We start from the raw sequence: 20,896 nt of genomic DNA, 5'->3' as shown, positions 1-20,896 counted from the left end.
AAGAATAACTAACCATGTTTTCAAATATAAAAGACGACTTACAAAAAGAAATAGAAGAAATTAAATCAGCAGGACTATATAAAGCCGAAAGAATAATCACAACTCCCCAAGGAGCAGAAATAGATACTACAAATACAAAACATGTATTGAATTTTTGCGCGAATAACTATTTAGGTCTTTCATCTAATCCTGAGGTTATAAAAGCAGGTAAAGATGCAATTGATTCTCGCGGTTATGGATTGTCTTCAGTACGATTTATCTGTGGTACGCAGGATATTCATAAAGAATTAGAGCGTAAGACTGCAGCGTTTTTAGGAATGGAAGATTGTATTTTGTATGCAGCAGCTTTTGATGCGAATGGAGGCCTTTTTGAACCAATTCTTACCGCAGAAGATGCAATAATTTCGGATTCTTTAAATCATGCATCTATCATAGATGGTATTCGTTTATGCAAAGCAAAACGTTTTAGATATGAGCACAATAATATGGTAGATCTGAAAAAACAGTTGGAATCTGCTAAAGGATCAAGAAGAATATTGATCGTAACAGATGGTTCTTTTTCTATGGACGGTACCATTGCACAGTTAGATAAAATTTGTGATTTGGCAGATACATATGAAGCGATGGTAATGATAGACGAGTGTCATTCTACTGGTTTTCTTGGTAAAACAGGTCGCGGAACTCATGAGTATCGAGATGTAATGGGCAGAATAGATATTATTACAGGAACCTATGGTAAAGCACTTGGAGGAGCTTCTGGTGGATTTACAGCAGCTAGAAAAGAAATTGTGGAGATGCTAAGACAACGCTCCAGACCTTATTTGTTTTCTAATACAGTAGCTCCATCAATAGTGGGAGCATCTATTAAAGTACTAGATTTGCTTAGTTCGTCTACAGCACTTAGAGATAAATTAGAAGAAAATACCAGATATTTTAGATCAGAAATGACCGCTGCAGGATTTGATATTGTACCAGGGGATCATCCAATTGTTCCGGTAATGTTATATGAAGCAACACTAGCACAAGAATTTGCAGCTAAGTTGTTAGATGAAGGTATTTATGTAATAGGGTTCTTTTATCCGGTAGTGCCACAAGGAAAAGCACGAATTAGAGTGCAATTGTCTGCTGGTCATGATCGTAAGCATCTTGAAAAAGCTGTAAAAGCATTTACCAAAGTAGGTAAAGAACTGGGTGTAATATAATTACTAACGTTTGTTAGTGTCTTAAAACATAGAAGATTCTTATTATATGCGATTGTTTATTTGAAATATTTCATTGAATATCATTAAAAATTTGATATTTAATGATAATAGCTATGAATCGATGAAAAAAATGAAAATTTATTTTGTATAGTTATAGTTTTAGCTACTTTAGCAACGTAATAAAGAAACAACAATGAGCAATTTATTTACTTGGAACCGATTTTATTTTTTCTTCTTTTATTTTAAAAGTAAGAATGGGATCGCTATGTAAATAAATCAGCAAAATTTATAAAACTAGAATCCCGATGAAAAATCGGGATTTTTTTTTGAGATAAAAATTTATAACGTTTGAAATGAGCTATAGTGATTGCATTAATTTGAGTAAAAATGTTAAAATAGCGAATTCCATCAGACCATTGAAAAAGAAGAAGAACAACTGATGAAAAAGAAGGTTGCCATACAAGGAATAAAAGGATCATATCATCACGGAGTTGCGCAAGCATATTTTGGTGAAGCAGTTGATGTAGATGAATGCATGTCGTTTCAAGAACTTGTTCATAGTTTAGAGAATCAGAAAAGTACAGACGCAGTAATGGCGATAGAAAATTCTATAGCAGGTTCTATTATTCCTAATTATGCATATATTGATGAGCACAATTTAACTATTTGTGGAGAATACTTTCAGCCTATTCATCATTGTTTGATGGCATTGGATGGGCAAGAAATTTTGGATATAAAAGAAGTATATTCTCATCCTATGGCATTACTTCAGTGTAAAGAATTTTTTAGAGGACTACCGCATATTAAGTTGGTTGAAGATGCGGATACAGCAGATGTAGCAAAAAGAATTCAAGAACAACAATTGAAGGGTGTTGGAGCAGTTGCAGGAGAAACGGCAGCCAATATATATAAGCTAAATGTCTTGGCAAAAGAGATTCAGACAATTAAATCTAATAGTACGAGATTCTTTATACTGAACACAAAAGAAGATTCAGGTGTTAATAGCAAGGAAATTAATAAGGCATCTTTAAAGTTCCTAACGGATCACAAAAGAGGAAGTTTAGCTACTGTATTAAACGTAATGAGTGATTGTAGATTAAACCTTACTAAAATTCAATCATTACCGGTTATCGATATGCCTTGGAAATACTCCTTTTTCGTAGATGTTACTTTTAATAAATATGAAGATTATCAGAAAGCTATTTCAATATTAAAAATCATGGCTTTAGAGCTTAAAATTTTAGGAGAATATAAAAATCAAAACGGATGAGCATTCAGACGGCAAAACGATTAGAGACGGTAGAGGAATATTATTTCTCTAAAAAATTGCGCGAGGTAAGAGCACTAGCGGCTTCTGGAAAACCTATTTTGAATATGGCTATAGGTAGTCCTGATTTAGATCCACCTAAAGAAGTAGTGCAAGCGATACAAAGTGCGGTAGTTTTAGATGGGGCTCATAAATATCAGAGTTATCAGGGATTACCAGAATTAAGGCAGGCGATCTCGGATTTTTATAGTAATAAATACGAAGTAAAGCTAAATCCGGAAAATGAGATTCTCCCTTTAATGGGTTCCAAAGAAGGGATTATGCATATATCATTAGCATATCTTAATGAAGGAGATGAGGTATTAGTCCCTAATCCTGGATATCCTACATATACATCAGTAACTAATTTGGTCGGAGCTAAACCTGTATTTTACGATTTAGTGAACTCTAATGGATGGGAACCTGATTTTGAGGCTTTATCTAAAAAAGACTTAAGTAAAGTGAAAATCATGTGGATTAATTATCCGCATATGCCTACCGGCGCCAACGGAAATGTCAATTTATTTAAGAAGCTTATTGCCTTTGCTAAAGAACATAACGTTCTATTAATAAATGATAATCCATATAGTTTTATACTAAATGATAGTCCGTTAAGCATTCTGTCGATTGATGGAGCTAAAGAAGTCGTATTGGAGTTAAACTCATTGAGTAAGACGTTTAATATGGCTGGATGGCGAGTAGGAATGGTAAGCGGAAGCAAAGATAAAATAGAAGCTATTCTTAAGGTAAAAAGTAATATGGATAGTGGAATGTTCCAGGGTATTCAAAAAGGAGCTATTGCAGCATTGAATATTTCGGATAGTTGGTATTCTGAAATGAACACTATCTATAGAGAAAGAAGAGAATTGATTTGGGAACTGGCTTCCCTTCTAGGTTGTACCTACGATAAAACTGCAACAGGAATGTTTGTTTGGGCAAAATTACCCAGCGGAATAAATGCAATGGAATTTATTGATACTATATTATATCAGAATAGTGTATTTATTACTCCAGGTGATATTTTCGGAAGTAACGGAGAAGGATATATTCGTTTTTCGCTATGTGTAACTAAGGAAAATATAAGAGAAGCAATCGAGAGATTTAAGAAAGAAGAACTACAAGTAGCGAATAATAGCATCGTAAATCAAAAATCGTAATTCGTAAATAGCATGAAAGTATTCGTTATTGGTATAGGGTTAATCGGAGGGTCATTTGCAATTGATATCAAAGCAGCATTTAATGAGGCAGAGATTTACGGTATTGATAAAAATGAAGAGCATCTTGATAAAGCTATTTCTTTAGGTCTTATAGATAAAAAATCAAATTTTTCAGCGTTAGATCAAGCGGATATAGTGATTACATCAATTCCTGTAGATGTTACAGTAAAAATTTTACCGGAGATTTTGGATAAGATAAACGATGAATGTCTAGTGTTTGATGTAGGATCTACCAAAATGAAATTATGTAACTCTGTGAGTGATCACCCTAAACGAAGAAATTATCTTGCAGCACACCCAATTGCTGGTACAGAGTTTTCTGGACCGCAAGCGGCTATTGCTAATTTGTATCGAGGAAAAACCAATATCATATGCGAAGTAGAAAAAACCGCGTTTAAATTACAAGAACGAGGAATGGAAATTTTTACGAGATTAGGAATGCGAATTCGATACATGGATCCTGCATCACACGATAAACATATCGCATACGTTTCGCATTTGTCACACATTAGTTCGTTTATGTTAGGAAAAACAGTAATCGAAAAAGAAAAGAACGAAAGAGATATTTTTGATATGGCGGGCAGTGGATTTGCATCTACCGTTCGATTAGCAAAAAGTTCCCCAGAAATGTGGGCACCAATTTTTAAGCATAATAAAGAGAACGTAATTGAAACTTTAAATGAATATATAGCAAACCTTACTCAATTTAAGGAGCTTATGGAAGAAGATAATTTCGTAGAAATCTATAAGGAAATGGAAGACACGAATCATATAAAAACAATTCTGAAAGGAATATCATAAAATAACCACATAAAATAAAATACTAATAGAGAATAAAAAATAGAGATGGAAAATAAGAAAGAACTTAGAACCTGGTTAGACGAATATAATTTAGATCACCCTTTAGTAATAGGAGGTCCTTGCAGTGCAGAGACAGAAGAACAAGTAGTTAAAATCGCGCATCAACTTAAGGAGTCGGATGCAACGGTTTTGCGTGCAGGAATTTGGAAACCGAGAACAAGACCTGGTAATTTTGAAGGAGTTGGAGCTTTAGGATTAAAATGGCTGCAACGCGCCAAAGAAGAAACTGGGATGAAAATCGCTACGGAAGTTGCAAATCCTCATCATGTTGAGTTAGCTTTGGAACACGGTGTAGACGTATTATGGATAGGAGCAAGAAGTACTGTTTCTCCTTTTATTGTACAAGATATTGCAGAGGCTTGTAGAGGAATTGATAATCCAGTTTTGATTAAGAATCCAATAAATCCAGATTTATCACTTTGGTTAGGAGCGGTAGAGCGTTTTTATACTTGTGATGTCAAAAATCTTGGAGTAATTCATAGAGGTTTTTCAACCTATGAAAAAACAAAATATCGTAACATTCCAGAATGGCAGATACCTATCGATTTGCAGAATCGTTTTCCAGATCTACCTTTGATTTTGGATCCATCACACATTGCAGGAAGAAGAGATCTGATTTTTGATCTATCGCAAACAGCCTTGGATCTTAATTTTGATGGGTTAATTGTAGAAACACACTATGATCCGGATAATGCTTGGAGTGATGCTGCACAGCAAATTACACCAGATACTTTAATTCAACATATGAAAGACTTAAAAATCCGTAAAGAAGTTGGCGTAGATGAGGCATATCAAAGAACCTTAAATGAATTACGTGCAAAAATTGATGTAGCTGACAATCAACTACTAGATATTTTATCTAAAAGAATGAAAATTTCAGACGAGATTGGTAAAGCTAAAGCAAAACAAAATGTAGCTATATTACAATCCAAACGTTGGAATGAAATTCTAGGGAAGATGATTTTGGAAGGAGAAGAAAAAGGATTAAGTGAAGAGTTTATGTTAAGAATATATAAGGCGATTCACCAGGAATCAATCAATCATCAGAAAAAAGTTGCTAAATCTTAAATATGTATAATACCTATTTGATATAGAGATTTATTCGCATCTTTGCGTCTATGACAGGTACTGTATATAAATCTACCGGAAGTTGGTATACCGTTAAAGCAGATAATGGTAAGGTGTATGAATGCCGTATTAAAGGTAAATTTAGAATTAAAGGTATTAAAAGTACCAATCCTGTGTCCGTAGGTGATAGAGTGGATTTTAAGCTAGAAACTAATAATGATACAGAAACAGGTGTGATCGAAAATATCAGAGAGCGCCAGAATTATATTATCCGAAAATCAGTTAATCTTTCAAAGCAAACCCACATCATTGCGGCAAACATTGATGTGGTTTTTTTATTGATTACGCTTAATAATCCTCCTACATTTACTGCGTTTATAGACCGTTTTTTGGTGACTGCGGAAGCGTATGATATTAAAGCTGTGTTACTATTTAATAAAATAGATACGTATGATCAAGATGAACTCCTTGAAATAAAATATTTAGCGGCTTTATACAGAGAAATAGGCTATGAATGTATTGGTATCTCTGCAAAAACAGGTAAGAATATTGATAAGGTAAAAACGTTGATGGAAGGAAAGGTTAGTATGTTTTCTGGACATAGTGGTGTAGGTAAATCTACATTAGTAAATTTGATTGAGCCCGATTTGTCTTTAAAAACAGCAGAGATTAGTGATCAACATCAGCAAGGCCAGCATACCACTACTTTTGCAGAAATGTATGACCTTAGTTTTGATGCTAAAATTATTGATACTCCTGGTATCAAAGGTTTTGGGATTGTGGATATGGATAAAGAAGAGGTTGGTGATTATTTCCCTGAGTTTTTTGAACTTAAACAACAATGTAAATTTAATAATTGTCTACATATAAATGAACCAAAATGTGCAGTAAAAGAAGCCTTAGATAATGAAGAGATTCCTTGGTCACGCTATAAAAGCTACTTGCAGATTTTAGAAGGAGAAGAAGAGCATTATAGGAAAAATCACTACGATAATGAAAATTAATTATTTTTTTTGAATTTAGAGGGTAACATTTCCTTTCCAAAAGACACATACATATGAGAGCTGTTGTTCAAAGAGTTTCTGAAGCGTCTGTTAAGGTTGAAGGAGAAAAAATTTCACAAATAGGTTGTGGTCTTTTAATCTTGATTGGTGTCGAAGAAGAAGATACTAAAGAAGATATTGTATGGTTGTCTGGAAAAATAAGCCGATTAAGAATATTTGCGGATGATAATGGTATAATGAATAAAAGTATTCTTGATATACATGGTGAAGCTATAGTAGTAAGTCAATTTACGTTACACGCTAGTACACGTAAAGGAAACCGACCAAGTTATATCAAGGCCGCTAGACCAGAAACTGCAATTCCTCTGTATGAAGATTTTGTAAAACAGCTAGAGTTAGAGTTGGGTAAAAACATTGGAACTGGTGTGTTTGGAGCAGATATGAAAGTATCCCTTCTTAATGATGGACCAGTAACCATAATTATAGATACTAAAAACAAAGAATAATAACTACCCCAAAATAAAATTTTATATGCAAAAAAAAGTACAACTAATTCTGGTTGCCGTTTTTCTATGTGTTTCTGCGAAAGTTAATGCTCAAGATGATCTTAGTCTGCAATCCATACTTATTGATTCGGTACTTACTAAAAATGCCAATGCTATCGTGAGATCAGAAGATATTGCGATTACTATTAATTCAGTAAGTTCTGTAACCGTAAAAACGAAAAGAGTCGTTACCGTATTGAATAAATATGGAAATCGTCACGCTAATTCTAGAGAGTATTATGATCCTGAGATCAAAATTAAAAAGGTTCAAGCAATTGTTTACAATGCTTTAGGACAGGAGGTAAAAAAAATTAAAAGGAAAGATTTTAAAGATAGGAGTGTTTATGATGGTGGATCTTTAGTAGATGATAATCGTATACTTTATTTTGAACACACACCAACAGAATACCCTTATACTTTAGTTTATGAATGTATAACTGAGAATAAAAGTACAGCTTGGATTAGACCTTGGTTTCCAATAGGAGGAGTGTATTTAAGTGTTGAAGAATCAAAGTATACTGTGATTAATCCCGAAAAAATACCATTAAGGACAAACGAAAAACAATTTAATGGGTATCCGGTAGATGTAAAAAGGGGAGATCAGGAACTGACTTATAAGTTGTCTAAAATCGCGGCAATCGAACCAGAACAAAAAGGACCTCCTATTCGTGAATTAGTACCCAATGCAAAAGTAGCTTTAAAAGATTTTTCATTAGTTAATGTAGAAGGATCTGCAATGGATTGGAAATCCTTTGGTAAATGGCAGTATGATAATTTGGTGTCAGGGAGAGGTGAACTTTCTCCGGAAACCATTCATAAAGTGGATGCTTTAGTGTCAGATGCTAAGACCAATAGAGAAAAAGCAAAGAGGATATATGAATATGTTCAAAAAAAGTCTAGATATGTTGGTATTCAATTAGGTATTGGTGGATGGATGCCAATGCTAGCAAGTGATGTGGATAGATTAGGGTATGGAGACTGTAAGGCATTAACCAATTATACGAAAGCACTATTGGATAGTCAAGGTATAGAATCGTACTACTGCGTAGTTTGGAGAGATGATTATAAGAGGAATATTGATCCTGAATTTGCTTCTTTAGAAGGAAACCATGTGATTCTTAATATTCCTGATGGAGAGAAAGATATTTGGTTAGAATGTACGAGTCAGACACTGCCATTTGATTATAATGATTCCACAACTGATGATAGAAATGTGCTGGTTGTTAAACCTGATGGAGGAGAAATCAAAAGGACCAAGAAGTATATACCAGAGGAAAATACTTTGCATACGATGGCAACAATTTCATTGCAACCAGATGCATCTATCGAAGCGGAAGTAACTTCTGTATCCAAAGGTTTACAATATGATTGGAGATATTTGACAAAGTTAGAATCTGTTAAAGATCAAAAACTATATTTTAAAGAGTACTGGGATCACATTAATAATCTTAATATTCTATCTATGGATTTAGAAGATGATAAAGATAATATTGAGTACCAAGAAAAAGTAAAAATAAATGCTAGAAACTATGCGACAAAGGCAGGAAGTAGATTGTTGGTGATTCCTAATGTTTTTAATCGTTTAAATGGTAAAATGACAAAGTATAAGGATAGAAAAACTCCATTAGTAATTTCCAGAGGATACGTAGATACCGATGAATATATAATTAACATTCCAGCAGGGTATTCGATTAACAAACTTCCAGAAGTGAAAGTTTTTGAAACTGTTTTTGGGATGTATAAAAACAGTCTCGAAAAAATAGATGAATCCACTTTGAAATATTCTAGGACATTAAGAATTAATGATGGTTCATATCCAAAAGAAAAATATGAGGAATATAGACAGTTCATGTCTAAAATTCGTAATGCAGATAAATCAAAAATAGTACTTAAACAACAATAAATAACGATTAACAGTGATGAAAAAAACACATAAAATAATTGGGATCATGTTTATGGTTTTGACCATTCATATGTCAGCCCAAGAATATAAATTTGGTAAAGTATCTAAAGAGGAATTGTTAGAAAAAGCATATCCCTTAGATAGCGCTGCTAATGCTGCAGTATTATACGAAAAGAAGAAAGTAAGTATAGAATATAATACAGAAAAAGGTTTCCAGCTCATAACTGAGGTTTTTAAAAGAATTAAATTATATAATAAAGATGGATTTGAACATGCTACAGAGGAGATGTTTTTATACAAAAATGGTGGAGATAAAGAAAGTATAACTGGTTTAAAAGGAACCACATTTACATTGGTTGATGGTAAAATAAAGGAGACTAAACTTAAGAAGGATGGTGTTTTTAAAAGTGAGTTTTCCGAATATTATAATCAACAAAAATTCACGATGCCCTCTATAGAAGAAGGTTCTGTAATTGATTATAAATACAGAATTGTTTCGCCTTTTTTGTCTATTATTGATAGAATTTATTTGCAGTATAAGATTCCTATTAAAAAGATAGAGGTGAAAGTGGAATCACCAGAATATTATAGTTATAAGAAGTTTTCTACAGGATATTTACCGGTTAATTTAAAAGAATCTAGTTTTAATGATAAGATTACTTTTAACAATAAGGTTAGAACAAGACCTACTCATGGTCGCGGTACTGGCTCGTCTTTTTATCAAAACACTGTCGATTTTAGAGTAAAGCAGGATAATATACAGTCCACTAATGTTCCAGCGTTCAAAGAAGAACCTTATTCTGGTAATGCAGAAAACTATATTTCATCTTTAAGTTATGAATTGTCATTTGTTAAATTTCCAAATCAAGCTATAGAGTATCGATCCACCACCTGGGAAGATGTGACTAAAAAGATTTATAAGAGCCCTAGTTTTGGTGATGAATTAAAGAAAACATCGTATTACAAAGAAGACGTAAATAATCTTATTCAGGGAGCAACGGGCGAAGTGGAAAAGGTAAGTTTGATTTATAGTTTTGTAAAAAGCAAAATGAATTGGAATAAGAAACGAGGTGTATACACTAGAAAAGGGGTTAAAAAAGCATATAAAGAGGGTACCGGTAATGCTTCAGAAATTAATTTAATGCTTACTTCGATGCTTACTTATGCTAAAATAGATGCAAATCCTGTAATAGCGAGTACTAGTGATAGATTGATATCTCTTTTTCCAACGTTAAATGGATTTAATTATGTGCTCACCAGAGTTAAACTTTCGGATGGTAGTGTTTTTTATTTGGATGCTACAGATAAGTATGGAATGCCTAATATTTTGCCAAATAGAATTGTAAAAGGAATGGGGAGAGTAATTGCTAAAAACGGAACATCTCAGATGGTAAGTTTTAGACCCACAAAACCTTCAGCAAACATATATCAGGTGCAATGCCAGATTGATGATCAGGGAATAGCAAAAGGGAAGGTTAGTATTAGTCATAGAGACTATTTAGCTCATAACTTTAGAGCCGTGTATGGAGCAAAGGATGATGAGAGTAAAGTAAAACGTTTTGAAAAAAGATATGGAATTACTGAACTCGATGAATATACCATAAAAGATGTTAAAGAATATGGTAAAGGCATCAATGAAAGATTCAATTTTATAATTGAAGATCAAATTGAAGCAATAGATGATGAGATATTCTTTTCTCCTTTATTATTTTTGAGGGATAAAGAAAACGTTTTTAAATCAGACGATAGAAAATTTCCAATAGATTTTGGATATGGTTTTTCAAATAAGTATATGGTGAACCTTAAAATACCAGAAGGGTATGAAGTTGTGGAGTATCCCAAAGCATCAGCATTTAAACTGCCGGATGATATGGGTAAATTTTCATTTAGATCTATTGTGTCTAATGGAGTAATACAGGTTGTGGTAGATGAAACCATTACATCACCTGTTATCCCAGCTGATTATTATCCTGCTATTAAAGAATTTTATAATCAGATTATACAGAAAGAAAACGAACAGGTAGTTCTTAAAAAAATATAAGATGAATATTCAAAACGCTCAGAAAGCCGTAGATGATTGGATTAAAAATCATGGTGTTAGGTATTTTAATGAGCTAACAAATATGGCTCAACTCACAGAAGAAGTTGGGGAGGTAGCAAGAATAATAGCACGTAGATACGGTGAGCAAAGTGAGAAGGAAAGTGATAAGAATAAAGATTTAGGCGAAGAGTTGGCTGATGTAATGTTTGTAGTCTTATGTTTGGCTAATCAGACTGGAGTAGATCTTCAGGAAGCATTTGATAAAAAGCTAGATATAAAAACAAAAAGAGACCACGATCGTCATCATAATAACGATAAATTAAAATAATGTTTAAATCAATTATTTCTTCGAAAAGATATTGGTTGTCAGTACTTTTGTTAGGACTTGTTTTTATAGTACTATATAGTGTTATTGAACACTTCATGCAATATGGAGGTTTGGCATTTAGTAGTTTTGTAGATGAAAAAATAAATAATGGCCTTTGGATACGATATCTATTGTCTAGAATTATTGGAGGATCATTGTACGGGATGATTTTAGGTTATTATTTTGAATTAAGAAAACGCAAATCGAACCAATAAAATGAATTTGGAATTAAAACACATTTCGAACATTAAGAGTAATACATTACAGATTACCGGATCTAAGAGTGAAACGAATAGGTTATTGATCTTACAGTCGCTATATCCGGAGATAGAAATTGATAATGTATCAAATAGCGATGATTCACAGTTAATGCAAGCCGCATTAGCAAGCAAAGATGAGCTTGTGGATATTCACCACGCTGGAACAGCAATGCGCTTTCTTACTGCATATTTTGCAGTACAAAAAGGACGGCAAACAATTCTAACGGGTAGTAAACGCATGCAGGAGCGCCCGATTAAAATTCTTGTAGAAGGACTTAGACAATTGGGATGTGATATTAACTACGAAAAAGAAGAAGGATTTCCACCAATAAAAATTATTGGGAAAGATCCAATATCGAATAGAGTTTCATTAGCAGCCAATGTAAGTAGTCAATATATTTCAGCATTAATGCTAATTGCCTCATCACTTTCGAACGGTTTGGAGATTATATTAGAAGGAAAAGTCACTTCTGTACCGTATATAGAAATGACGTTAAGTTTGCTTAAAGATGTTGGGGTTACCGGAAGTTTTAAAAACAATGTAATAAGTATTAAACCTGTAAAAGTAGTTTCGCCAAAATTAACAGTGGTTGAATCCGACTGGAGTTCTGCTTCATACTTCTATAGTATTGTAGCGTTGTCTATAGGTAGTACTATAACATTAGGAAGCTATAAACAAAATAGTTATCAGGGTGACTCGGCTTTAGCAGATATTTATAAAAACCTTGGTGTAGAAACTACCTTTGAGAACAATAAGATTACTTTAAAAAATGTTTCATTGTCAAATGAATCAGAAGTATTAGAATTGGATTTGGCTAACTCGCCTGATATTGCCCAAACAATTGCTGTTACGTGTTTTGGGTTAGGAAAAGCATGTTATCTAAAAGGATTACATACATTAAAGATAAAAGAAACAGATAGGTTAGAAGCTCTAAAAACGGAAATCGAAAAATTAGGAGGCGTAGTTACTATAACAGAGGATTCACTGAGATTAGCTCCCGCTGCATCAATTAGATCAGAGATCGCTATAGATACCTATCACGATCATCGCATGGCTATGGCTTTCGCTCCACTAGCATTAAGAACAACACTTTTTATAAATGATGCCGATGTAGTATCAAAATCATACCCGGATTTCTGGGATGATCTAAAGAAATTAGATTTTAAAGTCCTGTAAATAAAAATATATATGGTCATTTACTTGACAACCCCTATGTCTAGATTGTATATTTGCACCTCCAAAAAAACAAACACTAATGAAGTTATCACATTTTAGTTTTGATCTTCCACAAGATTTATTAGCAGAATATCCTTCAGAAAATAGGGATGAAGCTCGTTTGATGGTTCTTAATAGAAAAGATCAAACAATAGAACACAAGCAATTTAAAGATCTTATTGATTATTTTGAGCCTAACGATGTTATGGTTCTTAATAATACCAAAGTTTTTCCGGCTAGGTTATATGGTAATAAGGAGAAAACAGGAGCTAGAATTGAAGTGTTTTTATTGCGTGAATTAAATTCAGAAACACGTCTTTGGGATGTGCTTGTAGATCCTGCTCGTAAAATTAGAATTGGTAATAAGTTATATTTTGGTGATGACGAAAGTTTAGTAGCAGAGGTGATAGATAATACCACTTCTAGAGGGCGTACACTTCGCTTTTTGTATGATGGGTCATATGACGAATTCAGACAGAAGCTTACAGACTTAGGAGAAACTCCTTTGCCAAAATATATCAAAAGAGATGCAGAGCCAGAAGATGAGGAAAGATATCAAACTATTTATGCGAAAAATGAGGGAGCAGTAGCTGCCCCTACAGCAGGTTTACATTTTTCTAAACACCTAATGAAACGTTTAGAAATTAAAGGAGTAGATTTTGCAGAGATTACGCTTCATGTTGGATTAGGTACTTTTAACCCAGTAGAGGTAGAAGATTTATCCAAACATAAGATGGATAGTGAAGAAGCATATATAACTGCACGTGCTACTGAAACTATTAATAATGGTATTGCCAATAAACAAAGAATTTGTGCTGTTGGTACTACAGTAATGAGAGCATTAGAAAGTTCTGTTTCTTCCGACAATACGTTAAATGAGTTTAGAGGATGGACAAATAAATTTATATTCCCTCCATATGATTTCAGTATAGCTAATAGTATGATAACAAATTTTCATACACCAAAATCTACTTTATTAATGATGGTTTCTGCTTTTGCAGGACACGATTTTATTAAAGAAGCCTATGAGGAAGCTGTAAAAGAGAAATATCAGTTTTATTCTTATGGAGATGCTATGCTAATTATATAAGCAAAAGATCTTTTAATAAATACCAAACAAGACTCTACTTTACTATATAAAGTAGAGTTTTTTCATTATTAGACTTTCATAACAATTGGTAGCTTTTAATCAATAAATATGAAATGAAGTATAGAAGTATTTGTTGTATAAATCTTAAAATTAACAAGTTATAATGTTTGTTTCATGAAAAATAAGTATTTTGCGAAGCTTTTTAAAAAAATTACGGTTTTACCGTAGTTTAAGCGAGTTGTATGTCGACTAATTTGGTTTTTTGTCGAAAAAGATGAATTGAGAGAATTATTGATTCTTCTTTTTTAAGAAATTAGTCGTTTATTGCGCATACCCTAAATAAATAAGTGAACTAAATAGTAACCTATGAACAGGATTTTACACATCGTTTTGTTTTTTGTAACCTTCATTTCATTTTCGCAAACCAAAGTCGGTAATCTTCATTTTAATGATATTGATGTTTTTGAAAACACCGAGCTAATGCTTAATGGAGCTGGAGAGAGAGGAAAACTATATACTATCGGCTTATATCTGGATTTTGAAGTAGATGGAGTCGAAGATGGGATTATGGTAGCAGACAAAAACGCTACTATGGCACTGACTATTAAAACAATTTCTGATATTTCTAATGAGGAATTAAAAGAAATTATACGAAATGGGTTAGAACGTGCTACTGATGGTAATAGCTATCTAATGGAGGATAGTATTAGAGATTTTCTTAAGCTTCTTCCAAAAGCGATCAATAAGTATGAGATTTTTAAAATAGTTTATACCAAAGATGAAAGTCTTACCCTTTATAAAAATAAGGAAAGACTTGGAGCCGTAAAAAACAGCTTAGAGTTTAAACGGGCACTTTTTAAAATTTGGTTAGGAGATAACCCTGTTGATTCAGAACTAAAGGAAGATCTATTAGGAACATTTGATACTAACCCGATATTAGGCCAGTGGAAGGCTTATGACAAAAAAACAGGAGTAGCAATTAATATTGTTCAGTTGTATATGATAAAAAATAAGGTTTTTGGATCTATACAACAGATGCTGCGTCAATCAGAAAGAGACGCTGTATGTTATCAATGTGAAGGAGATGATAAAAATCAACCAGTAGAAGGATTGGTTATTATAAAAAATTTAAGGAATAAAAGCGAGTTTAAGTATGTAGATGGCAGATTTACAGATATCAGAAGTGGAAAAGTATCAATCTGTCAAATATGGATAGATGAAGATGATATGAACGTACTTAATGTAAGATATAAAGGAAGCGGCGGTGTGCATCAATGGAAGCGAGTGGAAAACTCACGTAAAGATAACCGAGAGGACTTTCGTACAGTAAAATTCTAAAAATATAACCTACCAACTTTGGTAATTCTTAAATAGATTACACTTTCGGTTAGAGAGCCACTTATCTTTTGCATATTTTTGCAAAGAAATGAAGTCAAAAAAGAAAGACATACGGGCTCTGACAAAAGAGCAACTTCGAGAGTTCTTTGTAACAAATGGAGATAAAGCTTTTCGGGGAAATCAGGTATATGAATGGCTATGGAATAAAGGTGCTCACAGTTTTGAGAGTATGACCAATATTTCAAAAGCTACACGAGAAATACTAGAAGACAATTTTGTAATTAATCATATCAAGGTTGATCAAATGCAGCGCAGTACAGATGGTACTATTAAAAATGCAGTGCGTCTTCACGATGGTTTAGTTGTAGAATCGGTTTTAATTCCTACCCCAAGTAGAACTACAGCTTGTGTTTCGTCTCAGGTAGGATGTAGTTTAGATTGTAGATTTTGTGCTACTTCCCGTTTAAAAAGAATGAGAAATCTTAATCCGGATGAAATTTATGATCAGGTCGTAGCTATCGATAATGAAAGTAGATTATATCATAACCGTCCATTATCCAATATTGTTTTTATGGGAATGGGTGAGCCACTAATGAACTATAACAATGTTCTAAAAGCGATTGATAAGATCACTTCTCCTGAAGGTTTAGGAATGTCTCCCAAAAGAATTACCTTATCTACATCTGGAGTTCCAAAAATGATTAAAAAGATGGCTGACGATGAAGTACGGTTTAAACTAGCAGTATCTCTACACTCTGCAATTGATGAAGTGAGAACTAATATAATGCCGTTTAATGAAAACTTTCCGCTTGCAGATCTAAAAGAAGCATTAGAATATTGGTACGAGAAAACTAAAAGTAGAATAACCTACGAATATGTAGTTTGGAAAGGAATTAATGATAGAAAAGAAGATATAGATGCATTGTTACGATTTTGTTCTTATGTCCCTTGTAAAGTAAATCTAATAGAGTATAATCCGATTGACGATGGAGAGTTTCAACAAGCCTCAAATACAGCAATAGAAAATTATATAAGCGCATTAGAGTCAAGAGGTTTTGTAGTAAATGTGCGTAGAAGTAGAGGTAAAGATATTGATGCAGCTTGCGGACAACTAGCAAATAAGACATAATCAGACCTCTGGTGTTAATTATTCATTATCAGTTTTGACGCTCAAAAAGGATTGTACTATCTTCGCAACTAGTTAGAAAACAAAATTATCTACCTGGGATTGAAAGTCGTTGAGCAAATAAAACTACCTATAATTGATGAGATGGAACTTTTTGAGCAAAAGTTTTCTCAATCAATGTCTTCTAAAGTAGCTTTGCTTAACAGAATAACACATTATATAGTAAATAGAAAAGGAAAACAGATGCGTCCGATGTTTGTTTTTCTAGTGGCTAAAATGGTTTCTGGAGGAGATACTAATGAAAGAACTTATCGAGGAGCTTCGGTAATAGAACTGATTCATACAGCAACTTTGGTGCATGATGATGTGGTAGATGATTCTAATCGCCGTAGAGGTTTTTTTTCTATCAATGCGCTCTGGAAGAATAAGATTGCTGTATTAGTAGGAGATTATTTACTGTCTAAAGGATTATTGTTATCTATCGATTATGGTGATTTTGATCTATTGAAAATAATATCTGTTGCTGTACGCGAAATGAGCGAAGGAGAATTGTTGCAGATAGAGAAAGCACGTAATCTGGATATTACTGAAGAAGTATATTATGAAATTATTCGCCAAAAGACAGCTACATTGATTGCTGCTTGTTGTAGTCTTGGAGCGTGTTCAGTAGAACCAGAATCTGATTCGGTAGAAAAGATGAGAAAATTCGGAGAACTTATCGGAATGGCGTTCCAGATCAAAGATGACTTGTTTGATTATGGAGATACAGCAATAGGTAAACCTACTGGTATCGATATTAAGGAACAAAAGATGACATTGCCGTTAATTTATACATTAAATCACTGTACAAAAGAAAAAAAGAAATGGCTTATTAACTCGGTTAAAAATCATAATAAGGATAAGAAACGAGTTAAAGAAGTTATTGATTTCGTGAAAATGAGTGCTGGATTAGAGTATGCTACTAACATAATGCATCAATTTAAAGAAGATGCATTAGCTATATTATCTGAGTACCCAGAATCAGAATACAAGTCTTCATTAGAATTAATGGTTAATTATGTTATTGATCGCAAGAAATAATCTTAACTCACTACTTCATTTAATGAAGACACAGTATATTTATTTCATTTAAAAGACAGATATTGGTATTAGTTTTGATGCCTATCACTAATCAAGCTTGAATTTTTTTCATAACCAGACAACCTTTTTGTATTTTCTAACGTCTATCCGTAAGAAATAAGGTTTGTTATATTTTAAAGAAAAATAGTATTTATGATTAGAAAATTGTTTTTATATGTTACCATTATACTGTTGTCAAGTTGTGCATCTGTAGAAAAGTACAATCAACAAATAAGCAAAATCCATAGTCCCGAAGAATTACATCGCGATGTTGATCATGCTTATAAAAAGCTTAAAAAATTACACCCAGATGTAAATTGGTATATCTCTAAAAGTGAACTGGACAAAAAGATAGATGATCTAAAGAGTCAATTAAAGGAACCACTAACCACTAAAGAATTCTATAAATTATTTGCGCCTGTTATTACAAGTATAAAACAAGGACATTTGTCAATTCATACACCTGCAAAAAGGCAAACCAAAAAGGAAATAAAGGAAAAAGGAAAAAGAGACTCTCCATTTAATTCTTTGTCCTTTTATTCATCAGCTAACAAACTATTTGTAAAAAAAGTTTTTAAAGGAGATACTACATTAATAGCAGGATCAGAAGTAATATCGGTTGACAATGAAAAAGTTAGTGATCTACTAATTCACTTTAAAACATTGCACTCTAGTGATGGATATAATGAAACTTTTATTCCTGAATTCATAGGTAGTCGTTTTGGCTTCTTTTATTCAAATACTCATAAACAAAAAGATAGTATTTTATTACACCTAAAACATGAAGACAGCTTGTATGATAAATATCTGTATGCGAACTATGATAAAATAAAAGTATCTACAGAAAATGACACTATACGTTCAGAAAAGAAAAAGCTTAGTAAATCAGATAAGAAAATAGCGAAAGAAACTCGAAAGAAACTACGTAAGAAGAATTATAAATATGGATACAACAAAAAAACAAACGAGTATAACAGAAATTTTAGCTTTTTAGAATCTGACACACTTTCGTCTATCGGGTATATGAAAATTAGAAGTTTCACTAACGGAGGTTATAAAGAATTTTATGAAGAGAGCTTTGCTAAAATTGACTCTTCAAAATGCGAAAATTTGATAATAGATTTAAGAGGTAACTTAGGAGGTAGATTAACAGAGATTGATGACTTATATTCATATTTAACAGATAAAGAGTATGTGTTTATAGAGAAATCTAAAATGACAAAACGACTAAGCTTTTTGTACCCATATTTTCATACAAAATCTTGGGCGACTAAAACCGTAGCAACAATTTTTTCACCAGTACTTGGAATCTATCAAATTTTCAAGGTTAAAAATGAAAATGGAGAGCCTTACTTTAAATTTAGGTATAGTAAATTAAGAAAGCCCAAATCTAATACCTACTCAGGTAAAATATATGTGTTAATTAATGGAGAAAGTTTTTCTGCAAGTAGTATTCTCGCTACACATTTAAAAGCAACAAAGCGAGCCACTTTTATTGGAGAAGAAACAGGTGGTGCTTATAACGGAACAGTGGCCGGAGTCTATGCAAAAGTAGAATTACCCAATTCTAAAATTAATATGCGTATAGGTTTAATGAAAATAAATGCACCTTATACCATAGAACCAGATGGCTATGGTATAAAACCAGATGTTCCAATAAAAAGAACTATAAACGATGTAGATAATGAATTACAGTGGATCTTAGAGGATATTAAAATGTCCAACCAAAAGAAATAATTTTTTTATTGGTACCAGGCAACCTTTTTGATTTTTATCACGTCTATGTAAATAGAGAGTCTTAAATAATTGATTTTTACTTTGAAAGTTATTCAGTTTTATAAAAACGAAACACAGCTTATCAACAAAGCTACCAAACAGCATCGCGATGCTCAACGTCAGCTTTATGATAAATATTCTCCCAAAATGCTAAGCGTATGCAGGCGTTATGTTAGAGATATTCATTTTGCAGAAGAAGTAATGCTAAGCGGTTTTCTGAAGGTTTTTACAAATTTGAAACAATTTAATTTTGAAGGTAGTTTTGAAGGATGGATCCGAAGGATAATGGTTAATGAATCCATATCATTCTTAAGAAAACAAAAACAAATATTATTTACAGAGGATATCTCAGTGTATCATGAAGAATCGTGGAATAACATTAATATAGAATTAGAGGTTGAACAGATACAGGAATTGATAGATAGTTTGCCGGAAGGTTATAAAATGGTGTTTGTATTATACGCTGTAGAAGGATATAAACATAATGAGATCGCTAAAATGCTAAAAGTAAGTGAGAGTACTTCAAAATCTCAACTTTTTAAGGCAAGAAAAATGCTACAGCAAAAGTTAAACCAACAAAATAAGATTAGTAATGGCGCCATTAAAATTTGAAGATAGTATAAAGGAGAAGTTAGAGAAGCGCATAATACAGCCATCTAATGGGTCTTGGGATAAGTTAGAGCAGCAATTGGGTCAAAAAAAAGTTAAAAATTATCAGTGGTTCGGTATAGCAGCTAGTATTGTAGGAGTCTTGATTATCTCAACAGTTTTTATTACATATAATAAAGATATTAAACCATCTGATGTAGAGCTTGTCGATATTGATAGAGAAGTTATTAAAGACGATAAATCAACAGATTTTGTAGAAATAATGACTAAGGAATCTAAATCAGAAATAAAGAAAGATCAAAGTATAGATGAAAATCTCACATTACCGGTTGTTATTGCAAAAAAAGAGGAAAAAGAAATAGACAAAAAAGAGAATGAGAAATTAAGAAATAGCATAGCTAAGGAAGATGTAAAAGCCAATAATAGTAAAGCAAGTATTCAGGAAGATGTTTTCAAAGAGAATACTTCAGAAGCTATTGTTATGGAATCCGAAATCATTAAAAATGAAATTACTAAAGGAGATAAAACTTTACAGGTTACAGCAGAGGTTATAGATAGTAAAATAGCCAGTGTTGCAGAAAAAGTAAAGGAACTCGAAAAGAATAAGGGAATAGTTACAGATGCAGAAATTGAAGTATTACTGCGTAATGCCCAACAAGAAATTACTACTCAACAAATTTTAAAATCTAATACGGTAAGTGCCTCAGCTTTGCTTCTAGACGTAGAATCCGAGCTTGATGAATCATTTAAAGATCGTGTTTTTGAAGCACTAAAGACAGGTTTTGAGAAATTGAAAACTACCGTAGCAGAAAGAGATAATTAAACATTCATCAATCAATTCTTACTAA

The 20,896-nt window shown here is 32.7% G+C and carries 19 protein-coding genes; all 19 read left to right on the top strand.

Annotated features, from left to right (window positions below; translation table 11 throughout):
* Positions 1–14: 14 nt before the first annotated feature.
* The 19 genes from kbl to Q0829_RS07205 all read left to right on the top strand — a co-directional run bounded on the left by kbl (position 15) and on the right by Q0829_RS07205 (position 20,871).
* The gene (kbl, locus tag Q0829_RS07295; protein ID WP_298541519.1) at positions 15–1,202 is read left to right on the top strand and encodes a glycine C-acetyltransferase; all 1,188 of its coding nucleotides are present in this window, start codon (positions 15–17) and stop codon (positions 1,200–1,202) included.
* Positions 1,203–1,641: 439 nt separating this feature from the next.
* Positions 1,642–2,472: a prephenate dehydratase gene (locus tag Q0829_RS07290; RefSeq protein WP_298541518.1), complete on the top strand. Its 831-nt coding sequence runs from the start codon at positions 1,642–1,644 to the stop codon at positions 2,470–2,472.
* Positions 2,469–3,665, top strand: a complete 1,197-nt coding sequence (locus Q0829_RS07285) for an aminotransferase class I/II-fold pyridoxal phosphate-dependent enzyme (RefSeq protein ID WP_298541517.1) — start codon at positions 2,469–2,471, stop codon at positions 3,663–3,665. The genes Q0829_RS07290 and Q0829_RS07285 overlap by 4 nt, the downstream gene beginning before the upstream one ends.
* 12 nt (positions 3,666–3,677) lie before the next feature.
* The gene (locus Q0829_RS07280) at positions 3,678–4,526 is read left to right on the top strand and encodes a prephenate dehydrogenase (RefSeq protein WP_298541515.1); all 849 of its coding nucleotides are present in this window, start codon (positions 3,678–3,680) and stop codon (positions 4,524–4,526) included.
* Between the two features lie 45 nt (positions 4,527–4,571).
* Complete coding sequence (locus tag Q0829_RS07275; protein WP_298541514.1) at positions 4,572–5,654, top strand: bifunctional 3-deoxy-7-phosphoheptulonate synthase/chorismate mutase type II; 1,083 nt, start codon at positions 4,572–4,574, stop codon at positions 5,652–5,654.
* A 50-nt stretch (positions 5,655–5,704) separates the two neighbouring features.
* Positions 5,705–6,658 (top strand): ribosome small subunit-dependent GTPase A, encoded by a 954-nt coding sequence (gene rsgA, locus Q0829_RS07270; protein ID WP_298541513.1) that lies wholly within the window; start codon positions 5,705–5,707, stop codon positions 6,656–6,658.
* A 53-nt stretch (positions 6,659–6,711) separates the two neighbouring features.
* Positions 6,712–7,164 carry a D-aminoacyl-tRNA deacylase gene (dtd, locus tag Q0829_RS07265; RefSeq protein ID WP_298541512.1) on the top strand — a complete coding sequence of 151 codons (453 nt, stop codon included), beginning with the start codon at positions 6,712–6,714 and terminating at the stop codon, positions 7,162–7,164.
* Between the two features lie 25 nt (positions 7,165–7,189).
* On the top strand, positions 7,190–9,106 hold the full coding sequence (locus Q0829_RS07260; protein ID WP_298541511.1) for a DUF3857 domain-containing protein: 1,917 nt from the start codon (positions 7,190–7,192) through the stop codon (positions 9,104–9,106).
* Between the two features lie 16 nt (positions 9,107–9,122).
* Complete coding sequence (locus Q0829_RS07255) at positions 9,123–11,147, top strand: transglutaminase (protein ID WP_298541510.1); 2,025 nt, start codon at positions 9,123–9,125, stop codon at positions 11,145–11,147.
* A gap of 1 nt (position 11,148) precedes the next feature.
* Positions 11,149–11,475, top strand: a complete 327-nt coding sequence (locus tag Q0829_RS07250; protein WP_298541509.1) for a nucleotide pyrophosphohydrolase — start codon at positions 11,149–11,151, stop codon at positions 11,473–11,475.
* On the top strand, positions 11,475–11,729 hold the full coding sequence (locus Q0829_RS07245) for a hypothetical protein (RefSeq protein ID WP_298541508.1): 255 nt from the start codon (positions 11,475–11,477) through the stop codon (positions 11,727–11,729). Before Q0829_RS07250 ends, Q0829_RS07245 begins: the two co-directional genes overlap by 1 nt.
* 1 nt (position 11,730) lies before the next feature.
* Entirely contained in the window at positions 11,731–12,951 is a 1,221-nt protein-coding gene (locus tag Q0829_RS07240) for a 3-phosphoshikimate 1-carboxyvinyltransferase (RefSeq protein ID WP_298541506.1), read from the top strand.
* 79 nt (positions 12,952–13,030) lie between these two features.
* Positions 13,031–14,080 (top strand): tRNA preQ1(34) S-adenosylmethionine ribosyltransferase-isomerase QueA, encoded by a 1,050-nt coding sequence (gene queA, locus Q0829_RS07235; RefSeq protein ID WP_298541505.1) that lies wholly within the window; start codon positions 13,031–13,033, stop codon positions 14,078–14,080.
* 366 nt (positions 14,081–14,446) lie between these two features.
* Positions 14,447–15,418: a chalcone isomerase family protein gene (locus Q0829_RS07230; RefSeq protein ID WP_298541503.1), complete on the top strand. Its 972-nt coding sequence runs from the start codon at positions 14,447–14,449 to the stop codon at positions 15,416–15,418.
* A gap of 88 nt (positions 15,419–15,506) precedes the next feature.
* Positions 15,507–16,547 (top strand): 23S rRNA (adenine(2503)-C(2))-methyltransferase RlmN, encoded by a 1,041-nt coding sequence (gene rlmN / locus Q0829_RS07225; protein WP_298541501.1) that lies wholly within the window; start codon positions 15,507–15,509, stop codon positions 16,545–16,547.
* A 99-nt stretch (positions 16,548–16,646) separates the two neighbouring features.
* Complete coding sequence (locus Q0829_RS07220) at positions 16,647–17,624, top strand: polyprenyl synthetase family protein (protein WP_298541500.1); 978 nt, start codon at positions 16,647–16,649, stop codon at positions 17,622–17,624.
* Between the two features lie 192 nt (positions 17,625–17,816).
* A complete protein-coding gene (locus Q0829_RS07215; RefSeq protein ID WP_298541499.1) occupies positions 17,817–19,400 on the top strand; it encodes a S41 family peptidase in 1,584 nt (527 codons plus the stop codon).
* 81 nt (positions 19,401–19,481) lie between these two features.
* The gene (locus Q0829_RS07210) at positions 19,482–20,051 is read left to right on the top strand and encodes an RNA polymerase sigma factor (RefSeq protein ID WP_298541498.1); all 570 of its coding nucleotides are present in this window, start codon (positions 19,482–19,484) and stop codon (positions 20,049–20,051) included.
* Positions 20,032–20,871 carry a hypothetical protein gene (locus Q0829_RS07205; protein ID WP_298541497.1) on the top strand — a complete coding sequence of 280 codons (840 nt, stop codon included), beginning with the start codon at positions 20,032–20,034 and terminating at the stop codon, positions 20,869–20,871. Before Q0829_RS07210 ends, Q0829_RS07205 begins: the two co-directional genes overlap by 20 nt.
* The last annotated feature ends 25 nt before the right edge of the window (positions 20,872–20,896 follow it).

Source organism: uncultured Aquimarina sp. (assembly GCF_947492405.1).
GTDB lineage: Bacteria > Bacteroidota > Bacteroidia > Flavobacteriales > Flavobacteriaceae > Aquimarina.
Note: the sequence above shows the minus strand (reverse complement) of the source record. Positions and strands in the feature narration are given on the sequence as shown.

Excerpts from the sequence above, each read along its gene's own strand:
- kbl (WP_298541519.1), top strand. The coding sequence starts at position 15 with ATGTTTTCAAATATAAAAGACGACTTACAAAAAGAAATAGAAGAAATT.
- Q0829_RS07290 (WP_298541518.1), top strand. The coding sequence starts at position 1,642 with ATGAAAAAGAAGGTTGCCATACAAGGAATAAAAGGATCATATCATCAC.
- Q0829_RS07285 (WP_298541517.1), top strand. The coding sequence starts at position 2,469 with ATGAGCATTCAGACGGCAAAACGATTAGAGACGGTAGAGGAATATTAT.
- Q0829_RS07280 (WP_298541515.1), top strand. The coding sequence starts at position 3,678 with ATGAAAGTATTCGTTATTGGTATAGGGTTAATCGGAGGGTCATTTGCA.
- Q0829_RS07275 (WP_298541514.1), top strand. The coding sequence starts at position 4,572 with ATGGAAAATAAGAAAGAACTTAGAACCTGGTTAGACGAATATAATTTA.
- rsgA (WP_298541513.1), top strand. The coding sequence starts at position 5,705 with ATGACAGGTACTGTATATAAATCTACCGGAAGTTGGTATACCGTTAAA.
- dtd (WP_298541512.1), top strand. The coding sequence starts at position 6,712 with ATGAGAGCTGTTGTTCAAAGAGTTTCTGAAGCGTCTGTTAAGGTTGAA.
- Q0829_RS07260 (WP_298541511.1), top strand. The coding sequence starts at position 7,190 with ATGCAAAAAAAAGTACAACTAATTCTGGTTGCCGTTTTTCTATGTGTT.
- Q0829_RS07255 (WP_298541510.1), top strand. The coding sequence starts at position 9,123 with ATGAAAAAAACACATAAAATAATTGGGATCATGTTTATGGTTTTGACC.
- Q0829_RS07250 (WP_298541509.1), top strand. The coding sequence starts at position 11,149 with ATGAATATTCAAAACGCTCAGAAAGCCGTAGATGATTGGATTAAAAAT.
- Q0829_RS07245 (WP_298541508.1), top strand. The coding sequence starts at position 11,475 with ATGTTTAAATCAATTATTTCTTCGAAAAGATATTGGTTGTCAGTACTT.
- Q0829_RS07240 (WP_298541506.1), top strand. The coding sequence starts at position 11,731 with ATGAATTTGGAATTAAAACACATTTCGAACATTAAGAGTAATACATTA.
- queA (WP_298541505.1), top strand. The coding sequence starts at position 13,031 with ATGAAGTTATCACATTTTAGTTTTGATCTTCCACAAGATTTATTAGCA.
- Q0829_RS07230 (WP_298541503.1), top strand. The coding sequence starts at position 14,447 with ATGAACAGGATTTTACACATCGTTTTGTTTTTTGTAACCTTCATTTCA.
- rlmN (WP_298541501.1), top strand. The coding sequence starts at position 15,507 with ATGAAGTCAAAAAAGAAAGACATACGGGCTCTGACAAAAGAGCAACTT.
- Q0829_RS07215 (WP_298541499.1), top strand. The coding sequence starts at position 17,817 with ATGATTAGAAAATTGTTTTTATATGTTACCATTATACTGTTGTCAAGT.
- Q0829_RS07205 (WP_298541497.1), top strand. The coding sequence starts at position 20,032 with ATGGCGCCATTAAAATTTGAAGATAGTATAAAGGAGAAGTTAGAGAAG.